The following is a 15,682-nucleotide window of genomic DNA, read 5'->3' as shown; positions in this document are numbered from 1 at the left end:
TAGCGAGCGGAGTCATTACACCCCGATTTACCACGATGTTCCTCTACTAATTAGCTCGCAAACCCTTCACTGTTGACTGGGGCGTCCCCTTCCAACTCGAAGGACTTGTGAATCGCCTGCACCGCCCGTTTGGCATCGTCAGCCCGAACGACACAGGAAACTTTGATCTCCGATGTAGCGATCATTTCGATATTGATGCCTTCTTCAGCCATGGTTTCAAACATCATCGCCGCTACGCCGGGGCGGCTGACCATGCCGGCACCGACGATAGATACCTTGGCTAAGTTGGCATCATAGCTCAGTCCGCCGGCACCGATAGCCTCTTTTACCGCTTCGACGACTGATACAGCCGTGTCCAGATCATCTTTGACGACCGTGAAAGCGATATCGTTGCGATCATTGCGCATAGCGCTCTGAATGATCATGTCCACGTTGATCCGCTTTTCGGCGAGGGCTTTGAAGAGCATTTTCGCGACGCCCGGCTTATCGGGAACATCAAACAGTCCGATTTTCGCGACGTTGAGGTCATAGGCGACGCCGCTGACCATGAGTTCTTTTTCCATTGAATCTACTGCCTCCTGCACCAAGGTTCCTGGATTATGGTTGAAGCTCGAACGGACGTGAATGGGAACACCGTATTCTTTGCCCAGTTCAACCGAACGAGGATGGAGAACTTGAGCGCCTAAACTGGCTAGTTCCAGCATTTCGTCGTAAGTGATCCGTTGCAGTTTATGGGCTTTGGGAACAATCCGCGGGTCCGCTGTATAGACGCCGTCCACATCGGTAAAGATTTCACAGACGTCGGCTTTTAAGGCAGCCGCAATGGCTACCGCCGTCGTATCAGAACCGCCGCGGCCGAGCGTCGTGATCTCTCCGTCTTCGGTCGCCCCTTGGAACCCGGCGACGATGATGATGTTGCCGTTATCGAGTTCCTGCTGAAGTCGCTCAGGGTTGACGTCGAGGATTTTCGCCTTCCCGTGAACATGTTCGGTCAGGATCCCCACCTGGGGACCAGTCAAGGAGAGGACGGGGTATCCTAATTTATCAATCGCCATGGCTAACAAAGCGATGGAAACTTGTTCTCCTGTCGCCAGGAGCATATCCATTTCCCGGGCTTTCGGTTTGTCCGTAATCTCTTTGGCCAAGTCGATCAGGTCATCGGTGCTGTCACCCATGGCCGATACAATCACTACAACTTGGTTACCTGCTTGTTGGGTTTCTACGACCCGCCGGGCGACCCGCTTGATGCGTTCGGCGTTAGCTACGGAAGAACCGCCGAACTTCTGGACAACGATGGCCAAGTCGGTTCACATCCTTTTGAAACACAAATGTTGTAATTTATTTATATGACCTTGGCTCCCATGGGGCAAGGCTTCAATTCTTTGGTGATACATTTGACGCCGTGAGCGGCGAAAGCATCTTCCATGGCTTGGGCGATACCGCCCGTATTTTCGCGAGAAAAAGCAATCAATGTAGGACCAGCACCGCTGAGGACAGCAGCCAATGCTCCGGCTTTGCGAGCTGCCTCAAATACATCGGCCATACCGGGGATGAGCGACATCCGGTAGGGCTGATGGAGACGGTCTTCCATCACTTTGCTGAGAAGGTCCCAATCGTTATGAATGATCGCCATAATGACCATACTGGTTCGGGACACATTAAAGACGGCATCCCGATGGGGTACCTCTTTCGGCAAGGCTCCGCGAGCTTTCTTCGTAGCCAGGTGGAATTCCGGAATCGCCACGATCGCCCGCATGCCGTAGGGCGGCGGAATTTTACGGCTGACCACTTCTTTGCCCTTGGACGTGTTCACTTGAGCCGAAACGACGACACCGCCGAACAAAGCCGGTGCGACGTTATCCGGATGGCCTTCAAATTCTGTGACGATCTCCAGGATCTCCTGATCGCTCAAAAAGTTGCCGCATAACTCGTTGGCGGCTACGGCACCGCCGACAAGAGCGGCCGCTGACGATCCCAACCCGCGAGCCACAGGGATTTCATTGATGAGTTTAAGATGTAAGCCTGTCGGGTTTTTTCCCGCCTGTTGATAGACCTGGCGGACCACTTTCAGCACGATGTTGCTCTCGTTGCGGGGAATGCTTGAAGCCCCTTCCCCTTCGACTTCGACAGTGACCCCTTGACTTGTCTCGGAAAGTTCAACGATATTGTAGATGTCTAAGGCCATACCTAGCGTATCGAAGCCGGGACCTAAGTTAGCCGTCGTTCCCGGCACTTTGACTCGAACGGAGGGACTGGGGGCTTCCGTCATATTAGAAAACCTCCCGCAAAACTGCCTCTTCCGTCGCCGGTACCATGATGGGGCCGCCAGCCACCGTTTTAATCGCATTATCAGGGTCTTTCAAACCGTGACCGGTGAGAACGCAGACGATCTTCGCACCTTCCGGCAGATAGCCGGCTTTGCGTTTTTTGATCACGCCAGCCAAAGATGCGGCCGAAGCCGGTTCACAGAAGATCCCTTCTTGTGAGGCCAGCATGCGGTAGGCAGCCAGGATCTCTTCGTCAGTCACATAATCGATGCAGCCGCCGGAATCGCGAGCTGCGGCGACAGCGCTTTGCCAGGAAGCCGGGTTACCGATGCGAATCGCCGTGGCGACCGTTTCCGGTTTTTCAATGACCCGATCAAAGACGATAGCTGCAGCGCCTTCGGCTTCAAAGCCGATCATCTTCGGTGTCTTATCGACCTTACCAGCTTGTTTCCACTCGACAAAGCCTTTCCAATAGGCAGTGATGTTGCCAGCGTTACCGACAGGAATAGCCAGGTAATCGGGCACATCACCCAGTTGTTGACAAACCTCAAAAGCTGCCGTCTTCTGACCTTCAATACGGTAGGGGTTGACTGAGTTCACCAAGGTAACCGGATGTTTGGCACAGATATCGCGGACGATGCGCAGCGCCTCGTCGAAGTTACCTTCGATGGCGATCACCTTGGCGCCATAGATCAGCGCTTGGGCCAGTTTGCCCAGAGCGATCTTCCCTTCGGGAATCAAGACGATGCACTTGATGCCGCAACGGGCGGCATAGGCGGCAGCCGCAGCGGACGTATTGCCGGTGGAGGCGCACATGATGGCTTGTGAACCCTCTTCGACGGCTTTCGCAACGGCCATGACCATGCCACGGTCTTTAAATGAGCCTGTCGGGTTCATCCCTTCAAACTTGAAGTATAGTTCGGCACCGATCTGTTCTGAAAGGCGCGGTGCCGCAATAAGCGGAGTGTTACCTTCTTTTAAAGTCAACATAGGGGTCTTTTCGGTCACCGGTAAGAATTCTTTAAACGCAGGTATGATTCCTGGCCAGTTCACAGTATTTGCTCCTCTCAATCTCCCCCCGGTGCTCGATTACACCGGCTGGTTTGTGCTACCCCTGTTCGACACGAATAACATTGCCGATCTTCTCTACAATAGGCATTTCCGATAGGATATTCAAGGCTTTTTGCAAGTTTTCTTCCTGAACTTTATGCGTAACTAGGACGATCTCGGCTTCATTGCCGAATTGTTCCTGTTGAATGAGCGTTTGGATGCTGACGCCTTCGTCCCCGAAGACACCGGCGATGGAAGCCAGTACCCCTGGTTTCTCAGTGACCAAAAGGCGGATGTAGTATTTACCTTCGACTTCACCGATGGACTTGATCGGTTTCTGATGATAGCAGGTGCAGCTTAGACGTCCCGTATGGCCGTTGATGATGTTGCGAGCCACATCGATGATATCGCCGACGACAGCGCTGCCTGTGGGCATGTCGCCGGCTCCCCGTCCATAGAACATGGTTTCACCGACGGCGTCGCCTTTGACGAAGATAGCGTTAAAGGCATCATTGACAGAGGCAAGGGGATGGCTGTTGGGGATCATGGCCGGATGGACCCGGGCTTCCACTTTCCCTTGGGTCTCCTTGGCGATGCCGAGAAGCTTGATGGTATAGCCCATCTGGCTGGCGTACTGGATGTCACGGGCCGATATTTTTGTGATCCCTTCCACGTAGACATCGTTTAAGGTGATTCGCGTATTAAAGGCGATTGAGGCCAAAATGGCGAGTTTGCGGGCCGCATCCAGGCCTTCTACATCGGCCGTCGGATCGGCTTCGGCATAGCCGAGCGCCTGGGCTTCTTTGAGCACCTCAGAAAAGTCGCTGCCTTCCTGAGTCATCTTCGTCAGGATGAAGTTGGTCGTCCCGTTGATGATGCCTTTGATATCCTCAATCTGATTGCCGGCTAGGCACACTTTAAGGGGACGAATGATGGGAATGCCGCCGGCGACAGAAGCTTCGAACTCCAGGTCAAGACCCTTCGCCTCGGCCAGTGCAAAGAGTTCTCGTCCATGAATCGCCATCAGGTCTTTGTTGGCGGTGACCACGTTTTTACCGGAGCTTAAGGCCGTCTTGATGTATTCCAAGGCGGGATGAATCCCACCCATAAGCTCGACGATGATAGAAATCTCGGGATCCTCCAGAATTTCTGCCGGGTTGTCCGTCAACAAGCCCGGATCGATGGGAAGGGCCCGTGGTTTCGTCACGTCCCGTACAAGCACTTTTTTGACCTTTACGGGGCGGCCTAAGCGCCGAGCGATATCTTCCAAACGATTTTCCAAAATGCGCAATGTACCGCTGCCGACAGTTCCGAAACCGAGCAATCCGATCCATATAGGTTGGTTCATCGAGTGCACCTCACTTTTTTTCACTATCCCCGACTAACTGGGCTGTCCGGACGCCTGTGAGTTGTCTCAACTCACTGAGCAACCTAGGCACGTCCACTGACATTTGGCTCGTATCCATGACTAGGGATACGGGAGCCAAACCTTTTTCCGGGACGGACTGATTGATGGTAAGAATATTGCCGTCGACGGCAGCTACCGTATTCAATACCCGCGATAAAATGCCCGGGTGATGTTCGAGCATGAGACTCACCGAGATAATACTCGAACGGCCCTGTTCTCGAAAGGGAAGAACTCCGTCTTTGTATTTGTAATAAGCACTCCGGCTCAAACCGACGATTTCCACGGCTTCGCTGACTTTAGCGACCTCACCTTTCGCCAGCATTTCATTGACCATGGCTGTTTTTAAGATAGCTTCCGGGAGAATCTCGCCATCGACGAGATAGAAACGTTTTCCCCCTGGGTTCATGGCTTCACCTCTGTCCATCTGGGGAGGAATGTTTCCCTGTATGGTAGACATTATATCGGTCTTTTACCCACATCGGCAACCCCTAAATCGAATTTTTATTTCTTTTGTCGTTTGGCTAACCATCCTATAAAAAATAACCCCATCGCCATCGCCACAAATGCCATGACCACCAGCAGTTGGGTAGGGTTATACCAAGCCCGGACTTGCAGCACCTGAACGGGATGCTTGAGACCTTGAGCGATGCTCCGTTCCTCGGGGACACCCACTTGCAGCGAATATTTTCCGGGCTTTCCTTCTTTGTCAAATACGGCCAGATAGTAGTCAGCGTCGCTGGGCAGACGGAATTGAAAGACTTGTGTGAGCCAGTAATCACATCCAGTCATCGGATCGGTGATTTCCCGTTCTCGCAAGGACGGTTCAACGATGTGGGCTCCGAGTCCGTTCGGTATGACACAATAGGAAGTATCTAAAGATACCATAGGCAAGCCCGGACCGATGACAGCCACAGAGGGACGAAAAGTCTCTAAGCCTCCACGGCGAGGAATGGCTAATTCAAAAAGAAGCAGGTCGCCTTTTTTGCCTTGTACTCGAAAATAGTCCGTTTGACCGGCATAAAACAGTTTTCCGTAGATGATTTGGCTCTGCACGAGAGACAAGGGTGCCGCTTTTTGCAAAGCCGTATACCGCTGTGCCGAAAAGAGGGGCTCGTCGGCATAGGCTGGCAGGGTGCAGACCAGGACGAAGATGCAAAGAGCCATAAGCGAACCATGTATCCAGGTCAGGAATTTCCCTCTCATTTTAAATCCTCCTAACCTTTTCCCCCTCACGTTCATAGTATGGTAGCGGAAAAAATGACCGCCGTGAACTTGGAGGGGGATTCATTTCGATGGCTGTTTACCCGCATTGTCCTTACGGCATGGAGACATACCGGCAGCCTGGTTTGATGGGAACCGGACCGGGTTACTGCAGGCATAGGTGCCCTCAAGAACCGCATTTGCTCTGCATGATGCAGCAGATGGTGTCCCAGGCTGTGCAGTCGCGCTGCGATGAGATGTACTTTCACCTCTACCACCATATGCAATGCAGGTTGTTGGACATGATGGAAATGCAGGAACCCCGGTTACCGGGAGAGAGGGTGCCTAGTTGTTCACTTCCGCAGCCGATGCCCCAACCGATGCCGCAAACAAGCCCTGTCAACGAGCCGACTGTACCGACCGATCCGCCGCCTTACCCTTATGCCTATCCTTATAGGGATTTGCTCCCTCAGCCCTGTCCCTCTGTTCCCAAACCCACCCCTGGAGCTTCTCCGTCCCCTACTCCGCTGCCCACTCCGGGAGTTTCGCCGTCTCCAGCGCCGGTGCCATCCCCCGAAGCTTCTCCCGCGCCCACACCACTCCCTTCGCCAGGAGTATCGCCTTCTCCCGGACTAACCCCCGGTCTACCACCGATCCCGACACCCTATGGGCTACCTCAACCAGCGCCAGGGACAATTCCATTCCCGTCCGTTCCTGAATCGCCACCAGACGCATATCCCTCACCAGGTCAAGGCGAACTCCTTCCGGTTCGTCCCATCGCACCGCCTACGGTACGTCCTCTTCCCCGTCCAGCCAGGCGGCCCACGATCGTTATCCCCTTATCGAAAAAAGAAAATGATGAAGTACCGACTTTATCGTCTGAAGTCATCGCCGAAAACGATACCGACACACCCTCAGCTACGGAAATTCTCTCTGATTCAGCTACAACGGAGACAATGGCAGTGAGTGCCGACGGGACAGTCTCTGCGGCGAACTCCCAGGATGATTCGTCCCTCTCATCCAATGACGAACTGGCTTTGTCTACGGGACCTCAATCTCTCGAAGAACAAGAGAGCCAGGTAGGGGCAGAAGCCGTGATGACTGTGCAATCAGATGCGGAAGCAAGTGAAAACGTCGTCACTGAGATGGTCATCGGTGAGTCCAGAGATACTACAAACGAATCTACGGAAGATGAAATGGTACAAAGCGAGTCCGAAAATTCTCCCAAAAAGGTATGAATGTTGAAACCCCCCGTCTGCTCCTTACGATGCAGGTGCGGGGGGTTTTTTTTGACTCCTCGGGCGACTTGTTTGCGTACTGCCATTTTTGGGACTACTTGCTTTTGAACTGGATTCGAATTGAAGATCCATCTGTCCAGTCTCACGATCAAAGGTGATGATTGCTGGGTAAGGCTTTTTTTCCTTACTGTAAAAGCGGAGACGGGGCGACTTGCCTTTCTGCAGCAGGGCAATGGCTGTTTTTTCGGAGATTTTCTTTCCCCGGAATGTCTTCCAAATGGTGATGGGGCAATTTAGGTTTTTCCAGTTGGAACAAGCATAGGCTTTGCGATTTTCAACGATCTGCCCGCCGCAGCGGGGGCAGACACCGAGTGACTTGGCGCAAGCGCTCTTGTTATACCATGTTTTATCAGCCTGAGCTAGCTGACGAATCACATGGACCGTCAGATCGACCACTTTGCGGTTGAATTCCTGGGACTGACCATTACCCCGGGCAATTTCATTTAAGTATTTTTCCCACCGTCCCGTCATCTCTGCCGAGAGCAGGACAGGGATATTGGCACGTTCCACCAGTTCTATCAGGGCCATGCCTTTAGTCGTCGGCTCAATATGTTTGCCCTCGAGCTCTATGTAACCGACATCTTTTAGCCGCTCAATGATCGACGCCCGGGTCGCCGGCGTACCTAACCCGGCATCTTTGAGCACTTCCCTCAGTTCCTCGTCGTCGAGCTTCTTACCGGCCGTCTCCATCGCGCCCAGCAGGCTGCCTTCCGTATAGGGTTTCGGCGGTTCCGTCTGCTTTTCCGTGGCTTCACTATGAACGCAGTAAACAGGTACACCAGGCTGTTGCGGGAGAAGCAGCTTTTCTTCGGGAGGTTTCCATCCTCCGTCCACCACTTTCCAGCCTGGATCGAGGATCACCTTTTCATCGGTGCGAAAAAGGTGATCCTCGATACGGGTGATGACGCGGGTCTCCTTAAAGCGAGCCGGCAGGAAGTAATGAGCTAATAAACGCCGCACGATTCGATCATATACCTTTATGGCATCACCGGTGAGCCTGTCCGGCACAAAGGTGGTCGGTAATATGGCGTGATGCTCCTCTACCGCTTCGGGACGGCAAAGGTTACGGTTGCGCTCCTGCACCAGTTGAGGATTACCTTTTTGGACCCATTCGCCATAGACAGGGTGGCTGCCGAGGCGGCGGGCAACAGCGCGAATCAGCCCGATACCATGGGTATCGACATACCGGCTGTTGGTGCGAGGATAGGTGATGAATTTCCGGTCATACAGTTCCTGAGCGATCTTCAACGTCTTGCTGGCGGCAAATCCGAAGAGACGGTTGCAGTCCCGCTGCAGGGTAGTCAGGTCGTATAGCTTGGGAGGAAGTTCTCTCGATTCTTTCTGTTCAAGCGTTTCCACCGTTCCTGGGCGGTTTTGGACTTCCTGCGCGATCGATTGGGCCTGTTCCCGCTTTTCGAACCTTGTCTCTTCCCCTTGAAACCATCGACCTCGATAGTTGCAGCCTTCGCCTTGAAAGTTTGCCCAGACTTCCCAGTAGTTCTGGCGGACAAAGTCGTCCCGCAACCGGCGGTTTGCGCAGATCATGGCGAGGACAGGTGTCTGTACCCTGCCAAGAGAAAGGAGTTCTCCAAAACGAGTCGTGAAAGCTCGTGTCGCATTGATGCCGATGAGCCAATCGCCTTCGCTCCGGCAGCGAGCCGAAGCAAAGAGGTTATCATACATGGTGATCGGCTTCATTTCCCTCATGGCCTCCCGAATCGCTTCAGGGGTGAGAGAAGCCGTCCAGAGGCGCCACGTGGGCAGATGGTTCAATCCGAGTAAAGCGACAATATAGCGAAAGATGAGTTCCCCTTCCCGGGCGGCATCACAGGCGTTGATCAAGCTTTTGCTTTTCTTCGCTAAGGCGGCAATCGCTTTGAGTTGGGCTTCCGTCTTGGCGACGGGGCGCAGTTGAAACTCCGGTAAAAGGGGCAGGTCTTCGAAACGCCAGCGCTTTAAGCTGGAGCGGTAATCTTCCGGTTCGGCCAGTTGTACCAGGTGCCCGATGGCCCAACTGATGTAATAGTCCTTGCTTTCCAGATAATTTCGTTTTTTGACAAAGGGCTCTGTCAAGGCTTCTGCAATCGCTTCAGCGGCACTCGGTTTTTCAGCGATAATCAAGGTTTTCACAGGCGGCCTCCCAAGGGGACAGGAAAAGCGGGACAGCACCTGTCCCGCTTCTACGATCCGTCCGGTCGATGGTATGGAGATTATTGATTGTCTTGATTGGCCAGGTATTCCTGGACTTCGGCGTTGGCTTCGTCGTCTTTGACGGCACGCATGCTCAAGGAGATGCGCCGTTCGGCCTCTTTGATATCGAGGACTTTGACTTTGACCTGATCGCCTACGGATACGACCTCATCGGGCTTATTGATCCGGCGGTCAGCCAGTTGGGAGATATGAATCAATCCGTCTACGCCGGGCTCCAATTCGGCAAAAGCGCCAAAGGGAGTGAGCCGTACGATGGTGACGGTGATGATGCTGTCGATGGGGTATTTTTCGGTGATTTTATCCCAGGGGTTTGGAAGCACCTGCTTGAGGCCAAGGGAGACTTTTTCTTTCTCCCGGTCTACTTTCAGCACGAAAACATCGATGACATCGCCTTCTTTGACGATTTCACTAGGATGCTTGATGCGTCCCCAGGACATCTCCGAGATATGAAGCAGACCGTCTACACCACCGAGGTCGACAAAGGCGCCAAAGTCGGAGAGACGGCGGACAGTACCCCGGCGGGTTTGTCCTTCGGCCAATTCCTCCCAGGTCTTACCGCGAGCTTGTTTGTATTCTTCTTCCAGTACTGCTTTCGCCGACAGGACGCAGTTGTTCCGGCGAGTATCGATTTCCATCACTTTCATGCGCAGCGTCTGGCCGATGTATTTGTCCAGGTTCTCAACATAGCCTCGATCGACTTGGGAAGCCGGCACGAAACCGGTGACGCCCACATCGACGCGGAGACCGCCTTTAACGATGGCGATGACTTCACCGGTGACGATTTCGTCATTTTCTTTTGCTTCTTGAATGTGAACGATTTTTTCCCGTTCGATAGCCCGGCGGCGGGAGAGGATCATGTTGCCGTCTTCCGATTCGGCCTTGACGATGACCACTTTCACTTCGTCGCCCACTTTAACGATGCCTTCGGCCGAATCGGGGGTGCGAGTGGCTAACTCCCGCAGGGGAATAACACCTTCCGACTTGCCGCCTACGTCTACGAGGACTTCATCTTGTCTAACCTTAACGACGGTTCCTGTGACAAGACCGCCTTCTTTCGGAGCCCCTTCTTCGAAAATCCGCAAGGATTCGGCGAAGCTTTCGCCCATATCCTCAACTTCTGCGGCAATTTCCTGATTTTGTGCTTGAAATTCTGTTTCCTTTTCCTGGTTCAGTTCGGTCATTCTTTGAATTACCTCCTCGATGATCCAACGGGGAGTTGAAGCCCCCGCCGTTACCCCCGCTTTTTGCTTGCCCGTAAACCATTCGGGCTTAAGTTCGGCAGCCTCTTCTATGTGATAGGTGGGAACCCCTGTGTCCCGGCAAATCTGCGCTAATTTTACCGTGTTCGAACTGTTGCGTCCTCCTACAACCACCATGACGTCAACCTCATTTACCAGTTGACGGGCTGCTTTTTGGCGGTTGCCGGTCGCAGCACAGATGGTATTACGCAATTCCAGTTCTACGGGCTGAGCGCGCAAGGCCTGTTCGATCTCCCGCAAGGTGGCCTCTTTGAGGGTAGTTTGTGCGATTAACGCCACCTTACCCTGAAGCTTCAGGCTGGCGGCTTCTTTTCCATTCGCCACGACAAAAGCTTTACTGCCGCTCCAGGCCAAGATCCCTTGTACCTCGGGATGATTTCGGTCTCCGGCAATCACCACTTGATACCCCTCTTGGGTAAACCGTTGGGCAAGGGTTTGTACCTTTTTGACAAAGGGGCAAGTGGCATCGACGACGGGAAAGTTTTTTTCGTTGGCCTCTTGATAGACTTCCGGTCCTACGCCATGGGAACGAATGACGAGACGAGCCGGTGTACGGTCCTGCAAATCATCGTAAACCTTTACCCCCTGCCGGGCTAGTCGCTCAACGACCTGAGGGTTGTGGATGAGGGGCCCATAGGTGGCCACGCATTGTTTCTGTTTTACTTCATCTTCAACCAGATCAAGAGCTCGCTGAACTCCAAAACAAAACCCAGCGTGATCCGCCAGGAGTACTTGCAATCCCATCACTCCCCGAGTTAGTCTGGTTTTATTTTCGTGATAAATCTAAGAAATCCTGCTTTTAGATCCAAATAACTCATAGTTTTCACCGCTCTCCGGGGCATCTATCAACAGTATTTAATCTCCCTTCTTTTTTCATGTCTTCAATGGTTGGAGGAATTTTTCTGATTCGTAGCCTCTTTGGAAAAAGGTATACCTGTCCTTGGACAAAAAAGTTGCCCTTTAGGGCTTTATTTACCATTAAATAAAGCCCTAAAGGGCAACTGCATAATTTTTATGGATTACAGAACTTTTTATAACATTTTTTTAGCATCCTGAACCAAGGCAGCGATCGTCGTCATCAATTGTTCCGACAGTTCATGCATGTCTTTAGACGTCAGCTTTCCCCCATCCGAATTCAAATAGATGGGCGAGCCAAAACAGACTGAAACGGGACGAAACCAACCGCCAGAAAAGACGTTTTGACTGTTATACAAGCCCACGGGGACGATCGGTGCTCCGGCTTTGGCGGCGATCATGACGGTACCCGCCTTCGCTTCACCCATTTCGCCGGTCTTGCTTCGGGTCCCCTCTGGGAAGATGCCGATCACCTTACCCTGATTGAGGATGTCGATCGACATCTTTAAGGCTTGACGGCCCATTTTACTCCGATCGACCGGATATGAGCCAGCTAAATTCACGATGTAACTTACGAAAGGAACCTCGAACAATTCTTTCTTGGCCATAAAGTGAACTTTTCGCGGGGAGGCGCAGACGAGAATCATCGGATCCCAGTTTGAGGCATGATTAAAAGCCATGATGATGGGGCCATCTTTCGGGACATTTTCAAGTCCCTGCAGGCGCCACCGGCAAATCCGTGCAAAAAAGAAGATGAGCATTCCTCGAATGAAGCGGTACATAAAAGACGAAGCGACAAATTCCCGGTGTTGCGTCAACTCACTCATCGCCTGATCAGCCCCCCGCCTTATGTACCATCTGCAAAACCTGTTGAACCACTGCTTCCCTATCCATACCCGTCGTGTCTAATAGTTGGGCATCTTCCGCTTTGACCAAGGGGGCTACATCACGGCATTCATCCTCTTTGTCCCGCTGTGCAATGTCTGCTTGCAACTGTTCTAAGGTGATGTCGACGCCTTTTGCCGACATTTCGAGGTAGCGCCGGCGGGCCCGCTCTTCAATGGAAGCGGTCAGAAATATCTTAACCTCTGCCCTTGGAAGGACATAGGCACAGATATCCCGTCCATCCATGACGACACCGCATTCCTCGGCGAGGCGCTGCTGCAAGCGCACCATCGGTACCCGGACACCGGCAACGGCAGCCACTTGGGAAACATGGCGCGATACTTCAGGAAGGCGAATCGCATCGGTCACATCTTGACCGTTGATGAGCACCTTCAGCCCTTCGAGGGCGGGCAACAGGCGGATGTCCGTTGCTTCGGCAAGAAGGGATAAGGCAGACTCATCGTTTAAATCAATATCCTTTTGCAGGGCCAACCATGTCAGTGCCCGGTACATGGCTCCCGTATCGATATAGAGATAATCGAGTCGACGGGCTACCTCCCGGGCGACAGTGCTTTTGCCTGCGCCTGCGGGACCGTCGATGGCCACTTGGATTCCGGCTTTCGTCACGTACCATACTCCTTTAGTCTGGGTCTACCGCCCACATCGCTAGGGGTTTAGCGAATAGGAGCTTGTAGTCCCAGTAGAGAAATTCTTCTTCTTGCCGGATATTTTACCATAAATGACCTGAAAGTCCTAGTTTCGAAGGGATTGCAGGGTGGCGGCGAAGCCAGGAAAGGACACATCGATGGAAGCGGCATCATGGATAACCGTCTCGTCGGCGGCGAGGAGACCGGCGACGGCTAAAGACATGGCGATACGGTGATCGCCGTGGCTGTCTACAGTGCCGCCCTGAATTTGTTGGTTGCCCGGAATAATCATCCCATCGGGAGTTTCTTCGACGGTCACCCCAAGTTTGCGTAGTTCTTCCGCTAAAACGGCGATGCGATCCGTTTCTTTAACCCGAAGCTCAGCAGCGTCTTTGATAATCGTCGTGCCTTCTGCAAACAGAGCGGCCACGGCGATGATGGGGAGTTCATCGATCAACCGGGGAATGATGGAACCACCGACCGTCGTCCCTTTCAACGATGCGCTTTGGACGGTGATGTCTGCCACCGGCTCACCGGCGACCAGACGCTCATTTTCAACATGGAGATTGGCACCCATCTCGCGAAGAACATCGAGAATGCCGTCGCGAGTAGGATTGATTCCGATATTGCGCAAGGTGAGTTCCGAACCGGGGACGATGCTGGCAGCGACGAGCAAAAAGGCGGCCGATGAGATGTCGCCTGGAACTTCAATCTCTTGCCCATTTAAACTGGGGAAACTTTCGATCTCTGTCGTCAATCCTTGATCCAGTCGGTTTAACTTCGCGCCAAAGGACGAGAGCATCCGTTCCGTATGATCCCGGGAAAGCAACGGCTCGGTCACCCGGGTTTTACCGTCAGCGAACAAGCCCGCCAGCAAAATGGCCGATTTGACCTGGGCGCTGGCCACAGGACTTTGATAATGGATCGCTTTGAGGGGCCGCTCGGTTCCATAGATGGCTAATGGAGCTTTGTTCGCTCCTTCACGCCCTCGAATGGCAGCTCCCATTTCGATCAGCGGCTTGGTCACTCGAGCCATGGGCCGCCGCCGGATCGATCCGTCGCCAGTCAGGACGGAGAAAAAAGACTGACCGCTCAATATGCCGGTGATCAGCCGCAAGGTCGTTCCCGAGTTACCTACATCGAGAATATCGGCTGGTTCCTGCAATCCCTTCAAACCCTTACCATGAACGAGGACTTCTGTCGGTCCTGGCATCTCGATGGAAACACCTAGTTTGCGAAAACAGTCGATGGTGGAAAGGCAATCTTGACCGGGAAGAAAGCGATGGACTCGCGTCGTTCCCTTCGCCAAGGCGCCAAACATGACGGCCCGGTGAGAGATCGATTTGTCACCAGGAACTTCTGTCTCCCCGCGAAGGGAACCGCCGGGAGTGATGCTTACTATCTGGTGGGATTCATGCATAGCAAAGAATCTCCTCTTTTATTCACAAGTATTGTACTTAGAGCCGCTTGACGATAACCGCCGAGGCAGCGAGCACTTCCACGGCCCGATCGGCTTCTTCTGCTTCATAAAAACCGATCCGGATCGTGCCGCCGTCTCGCTCACGAACCCGAAGGATTTCGATGTCGGCGATGTTGATCCCCGCTTCACCGAGAATTCGAGCCATGTTGCCGATGACGCCCGGTTTATCCGGAACGGTGACGACCACTTCGTGAATGCCCGGCAGCACCCCTTTCGCTTTACCGGGAATCGCCAGGCGCACATCCCGGGCATGGCTCAAGGTGCTTTGCAGGGCTGCTATCTGGTCGGTGCCATCGGAACTGCAGCCTCCGATTTCCGATTCGAGCCGGTCCAGCGCCTGGCGAAATAGGCCGATCGTATGTAGAAGCGGTTCCCGGTTTGTCTTGGCGATATCGACCCACATGCGTGGATCTCCCGCAGCGACACGGGTCGTATCCCGAAAACCGCCGGCGGCCAACATGGACGCCTGGGGAAAACTCTTCGCGACTTCGCTCAAAGTTTCCACGAGCGCCACCGCCACCATATGGGGAAGATGGCTCACCACGGCGACCATCTGGTCATGTTCCGATGGGGATAGTTTAAGGACCCGGGCACCGACTGCACACATGATCGCTTCAACCGCATCGATAGCTTCAGGTACCGTATCCCTATCGGGGGTGAGCACATAGACGGCATTTTCGAGCAGATAGCGATCAGCTCCTCGGATGCCTTTTTTTTCAGAGCCGGCCATGGGGTGACCGCCTACAAAGGCGATTCCCTCCGGAAGCAACCGTTTCATTTGGTCCATAACCCAAGCTTTCGTGGAACCGACATCAGTCACGATCGTTCCCGGGCGAAGGGAGTTCTTGATGGTTGTCACGATCGATGGGTAGGTGCACACCGGAGTGGCCATGATCACCAGATCGGCATTTTGGACTGCCTCAGCCATGTTTCTTTCTACACGGTGAACGGTCTGTGTGGACAAGGCTAAGGAGAGGGCTTCTTCCTCTTGGTCAAAACCGATGACTTCTTCAACGATACGTCCCTGAGTCAAGGCCATACCCAAAGAACCGCCGATCAGACCCAATCCGATGATGGCCACTCGTTTGATTGGCGAAAGGGCGAAGAGCTGCATCATTTCTA

At 53.4% G+C, this 15,682-nt stretch carries 13 protein-coding genes; 1 reads left to right on the top strand and 12 read right to left on the bottom strand.

Features of this window, described 5'->3' with window-relative positions; translation table 11 throughout:
• Window positions 1-50 precede the first annotated feature (50 nt).
• From H1S01_RS01295 to H1S01_RS01270, 6 genes are all read right to left on the bottom strand, one after another.
• Window positions 51-1,301: an aspartate kinase gene (locus H1S01_RS01295; protein WP_188038313.1), complete on the bottom strand. Its 1,251-nt coding sequence runs from the start codon at window positions 1,299-1,301 to the stop codon at window positions 51-53.
• 41 nt (window positions 1,302-1,342) lie between these two features.
• Window positions 1,343-2,269, bottom strand: coding sequence for a homoserine kinase (gene thrB, locus H1S01_RS01290; RefSeq protein WP_188038312.1), 927 nt, complete (start codon window positions 2,267-2,269; stop codon window positions 1,343-1,345).
• 1 nt (window position 2,270) lies between these two features.
• Window positions 2,271-3,320 carry a threonine synthase gene (gene thrC, locus H1S01_RS01285; RefSeq protein ID WP_188038311.1) on the bottom strand — a complete coding sequence of 350 codons (1,050 nt, stop codon included), beginning with the start codon at window positions 3,318-3,320 and terminating at the stop codon, window positions 2,271-2,273.
• Between the two features lie 55 nt (window positions 3,321-3,375).
• The gene (locus tag H1S01_RS01280; protein ID WP_188038310.1) at window positions 3,376-4,665 is read right to left on the bottom strand and encodes a homoserine dehydrogenase; all 1,290 of its coding nucleotides are present in this window, start codon (window positions 4,663-4,665) and stop codon (window positions 3,376-3,378) included.
• 10 nt (window positions 4,666-4,675) lie between these two features.
• Window positions 4,676-5,131 carry an ACT domain-containing protein gene (locus H1S01_RS01275; RefSeq protein WP_188038598.1) on the bottom strand — a complete coding sequence of 152 codons (456 nt, stop codon included), beginning with the start codon at window positions 5,129-5,131 and terminating at the stop codon, window positions 4,676-4,678.
• Between the two features lie 95 nt (window positions 5,132-5,226).
• Window positions 5,227-5,928 (bottom strand): hypothetical protein, encoded by a 702-nt coding sequence (locus H1S01_RS01270; RefSeq protein WP_188038309.1) that lies wholly within the window; start codon window positions 5,926-5,928, stop codon window positions 5,227-5,229.
• Window positions 5,929-6,017: 89 nt separating this feature from the next.
• On the opposite strand from H1S01_RS01270, the gene H1S01_RS01265 reads away from it, so the two are divergent.
• A complete protein-coding gene (locus H1S01_RS01265; RefSeq protein WP_188038308.1) occupies window positions 6,018-7,163 on the top strand; it encodes a hypothetical protein in 1,146 nt (381 codons plus the stop codon).
• 24 nt (window positions 7,164-7,187) lie between these two features.
• Here the strand turns inward: H1S01_RS01265 and H1S01_RS01260 are convergent, their stop codons facing one another.
• The 6 genes from H1S01_RS01260 to H1S01_RS01235 form a co-directional block, all read right to left on the bottom strand.
• Window positions 7,188-9,353, bottom strand: coding sequence for a DNA topoisomerase (locus tag H1S01_RS01260; RefSeq protein WP_188038307.1), 2,166 nt, complete (start codon window positions 9,351-9,353; stop codon window positions 7,188-7,190).
• Between the two features lie 80 nt (window positions 9,354-9,433).
• Window positions 9,434-11,431 (bottom strand): bifunctional 4-hydroxy-3-methylbut-2-enyl diphosphate reductase/30S ribosomal protein S1, encoded by a 1,998-nt coding sequence (locus H1S01_RS01255; protein WP_188038306.1) that lies wholly within the window; start codon window positions 11,429-11,431, stop codon window positions 9,434-9,436.
• A 293-nt stretch (window positions 11,432-11,724) separates the two neighbouring features.
• Entirely contained in the window at window positions 11,725-12,375 is a 651-nt protein-coding gene (locus tag H1S01_RS01250; RefSeq protein WP_188038305.1) for a lysophospholipid acyltransferase family protein, read from the bottom strand.
• Window positions 12,376-12,382: 7 nt separating this feature from the next.
• Entirely contained in the window at window positions 12,383-13,060 is a 678-nt protein-coding gene (gene cmk / locus H1S01_RS01245; RefSeq protein ID WP_188038304.1) for a (d)CMP kinase, read from the bottom strand.
• Between the two features lie 126 nt (window positions 13,061-13,186).
• Window positions 13,187-14,500 carry a 3-phosphoshikimate 1-carboxyvinyltransferase gene (gene aroA / locus H1S01_RS01240; protein WP_188038303.1) on the bottom strand — a complete coding sequence of 438 codons (1,314 nt, stop codon included), beginning with the start codon at window positions 14,498-14,500 and terminating at the stop codon, window positions 13,187-13,189.
• Window positions 14,501-14,537: 37 nt separating this feature from the next.
• Window positions 14,538-15,677, bottom strand: coding sequence for a prephenate dehydrogenase (locus H1S01_RS01235; protein WP_243236872.1), 1,140 nt, complete (start codon window positions 15,675-15,677; stop codon window positions 14,538-14,540).
• Window positions 15,678-15,682 lie beyond the last annotated feature (5 nt).

Origin of the sequence: Heliobacterium chlorum, from assembly GCF_014502795.1 — a bacterium.
Lineage (GTDB): Bacteria > Bacillota > Desulfitobacteriia > Heliobacteriales > Heliobacteriaceae > Heliobacterium > Heliobacterium chlorum.
Note: the sequence above shows the minus strand (reverse complement) of the source record. Positions and strands in the feature narration are given on the sequence as shown.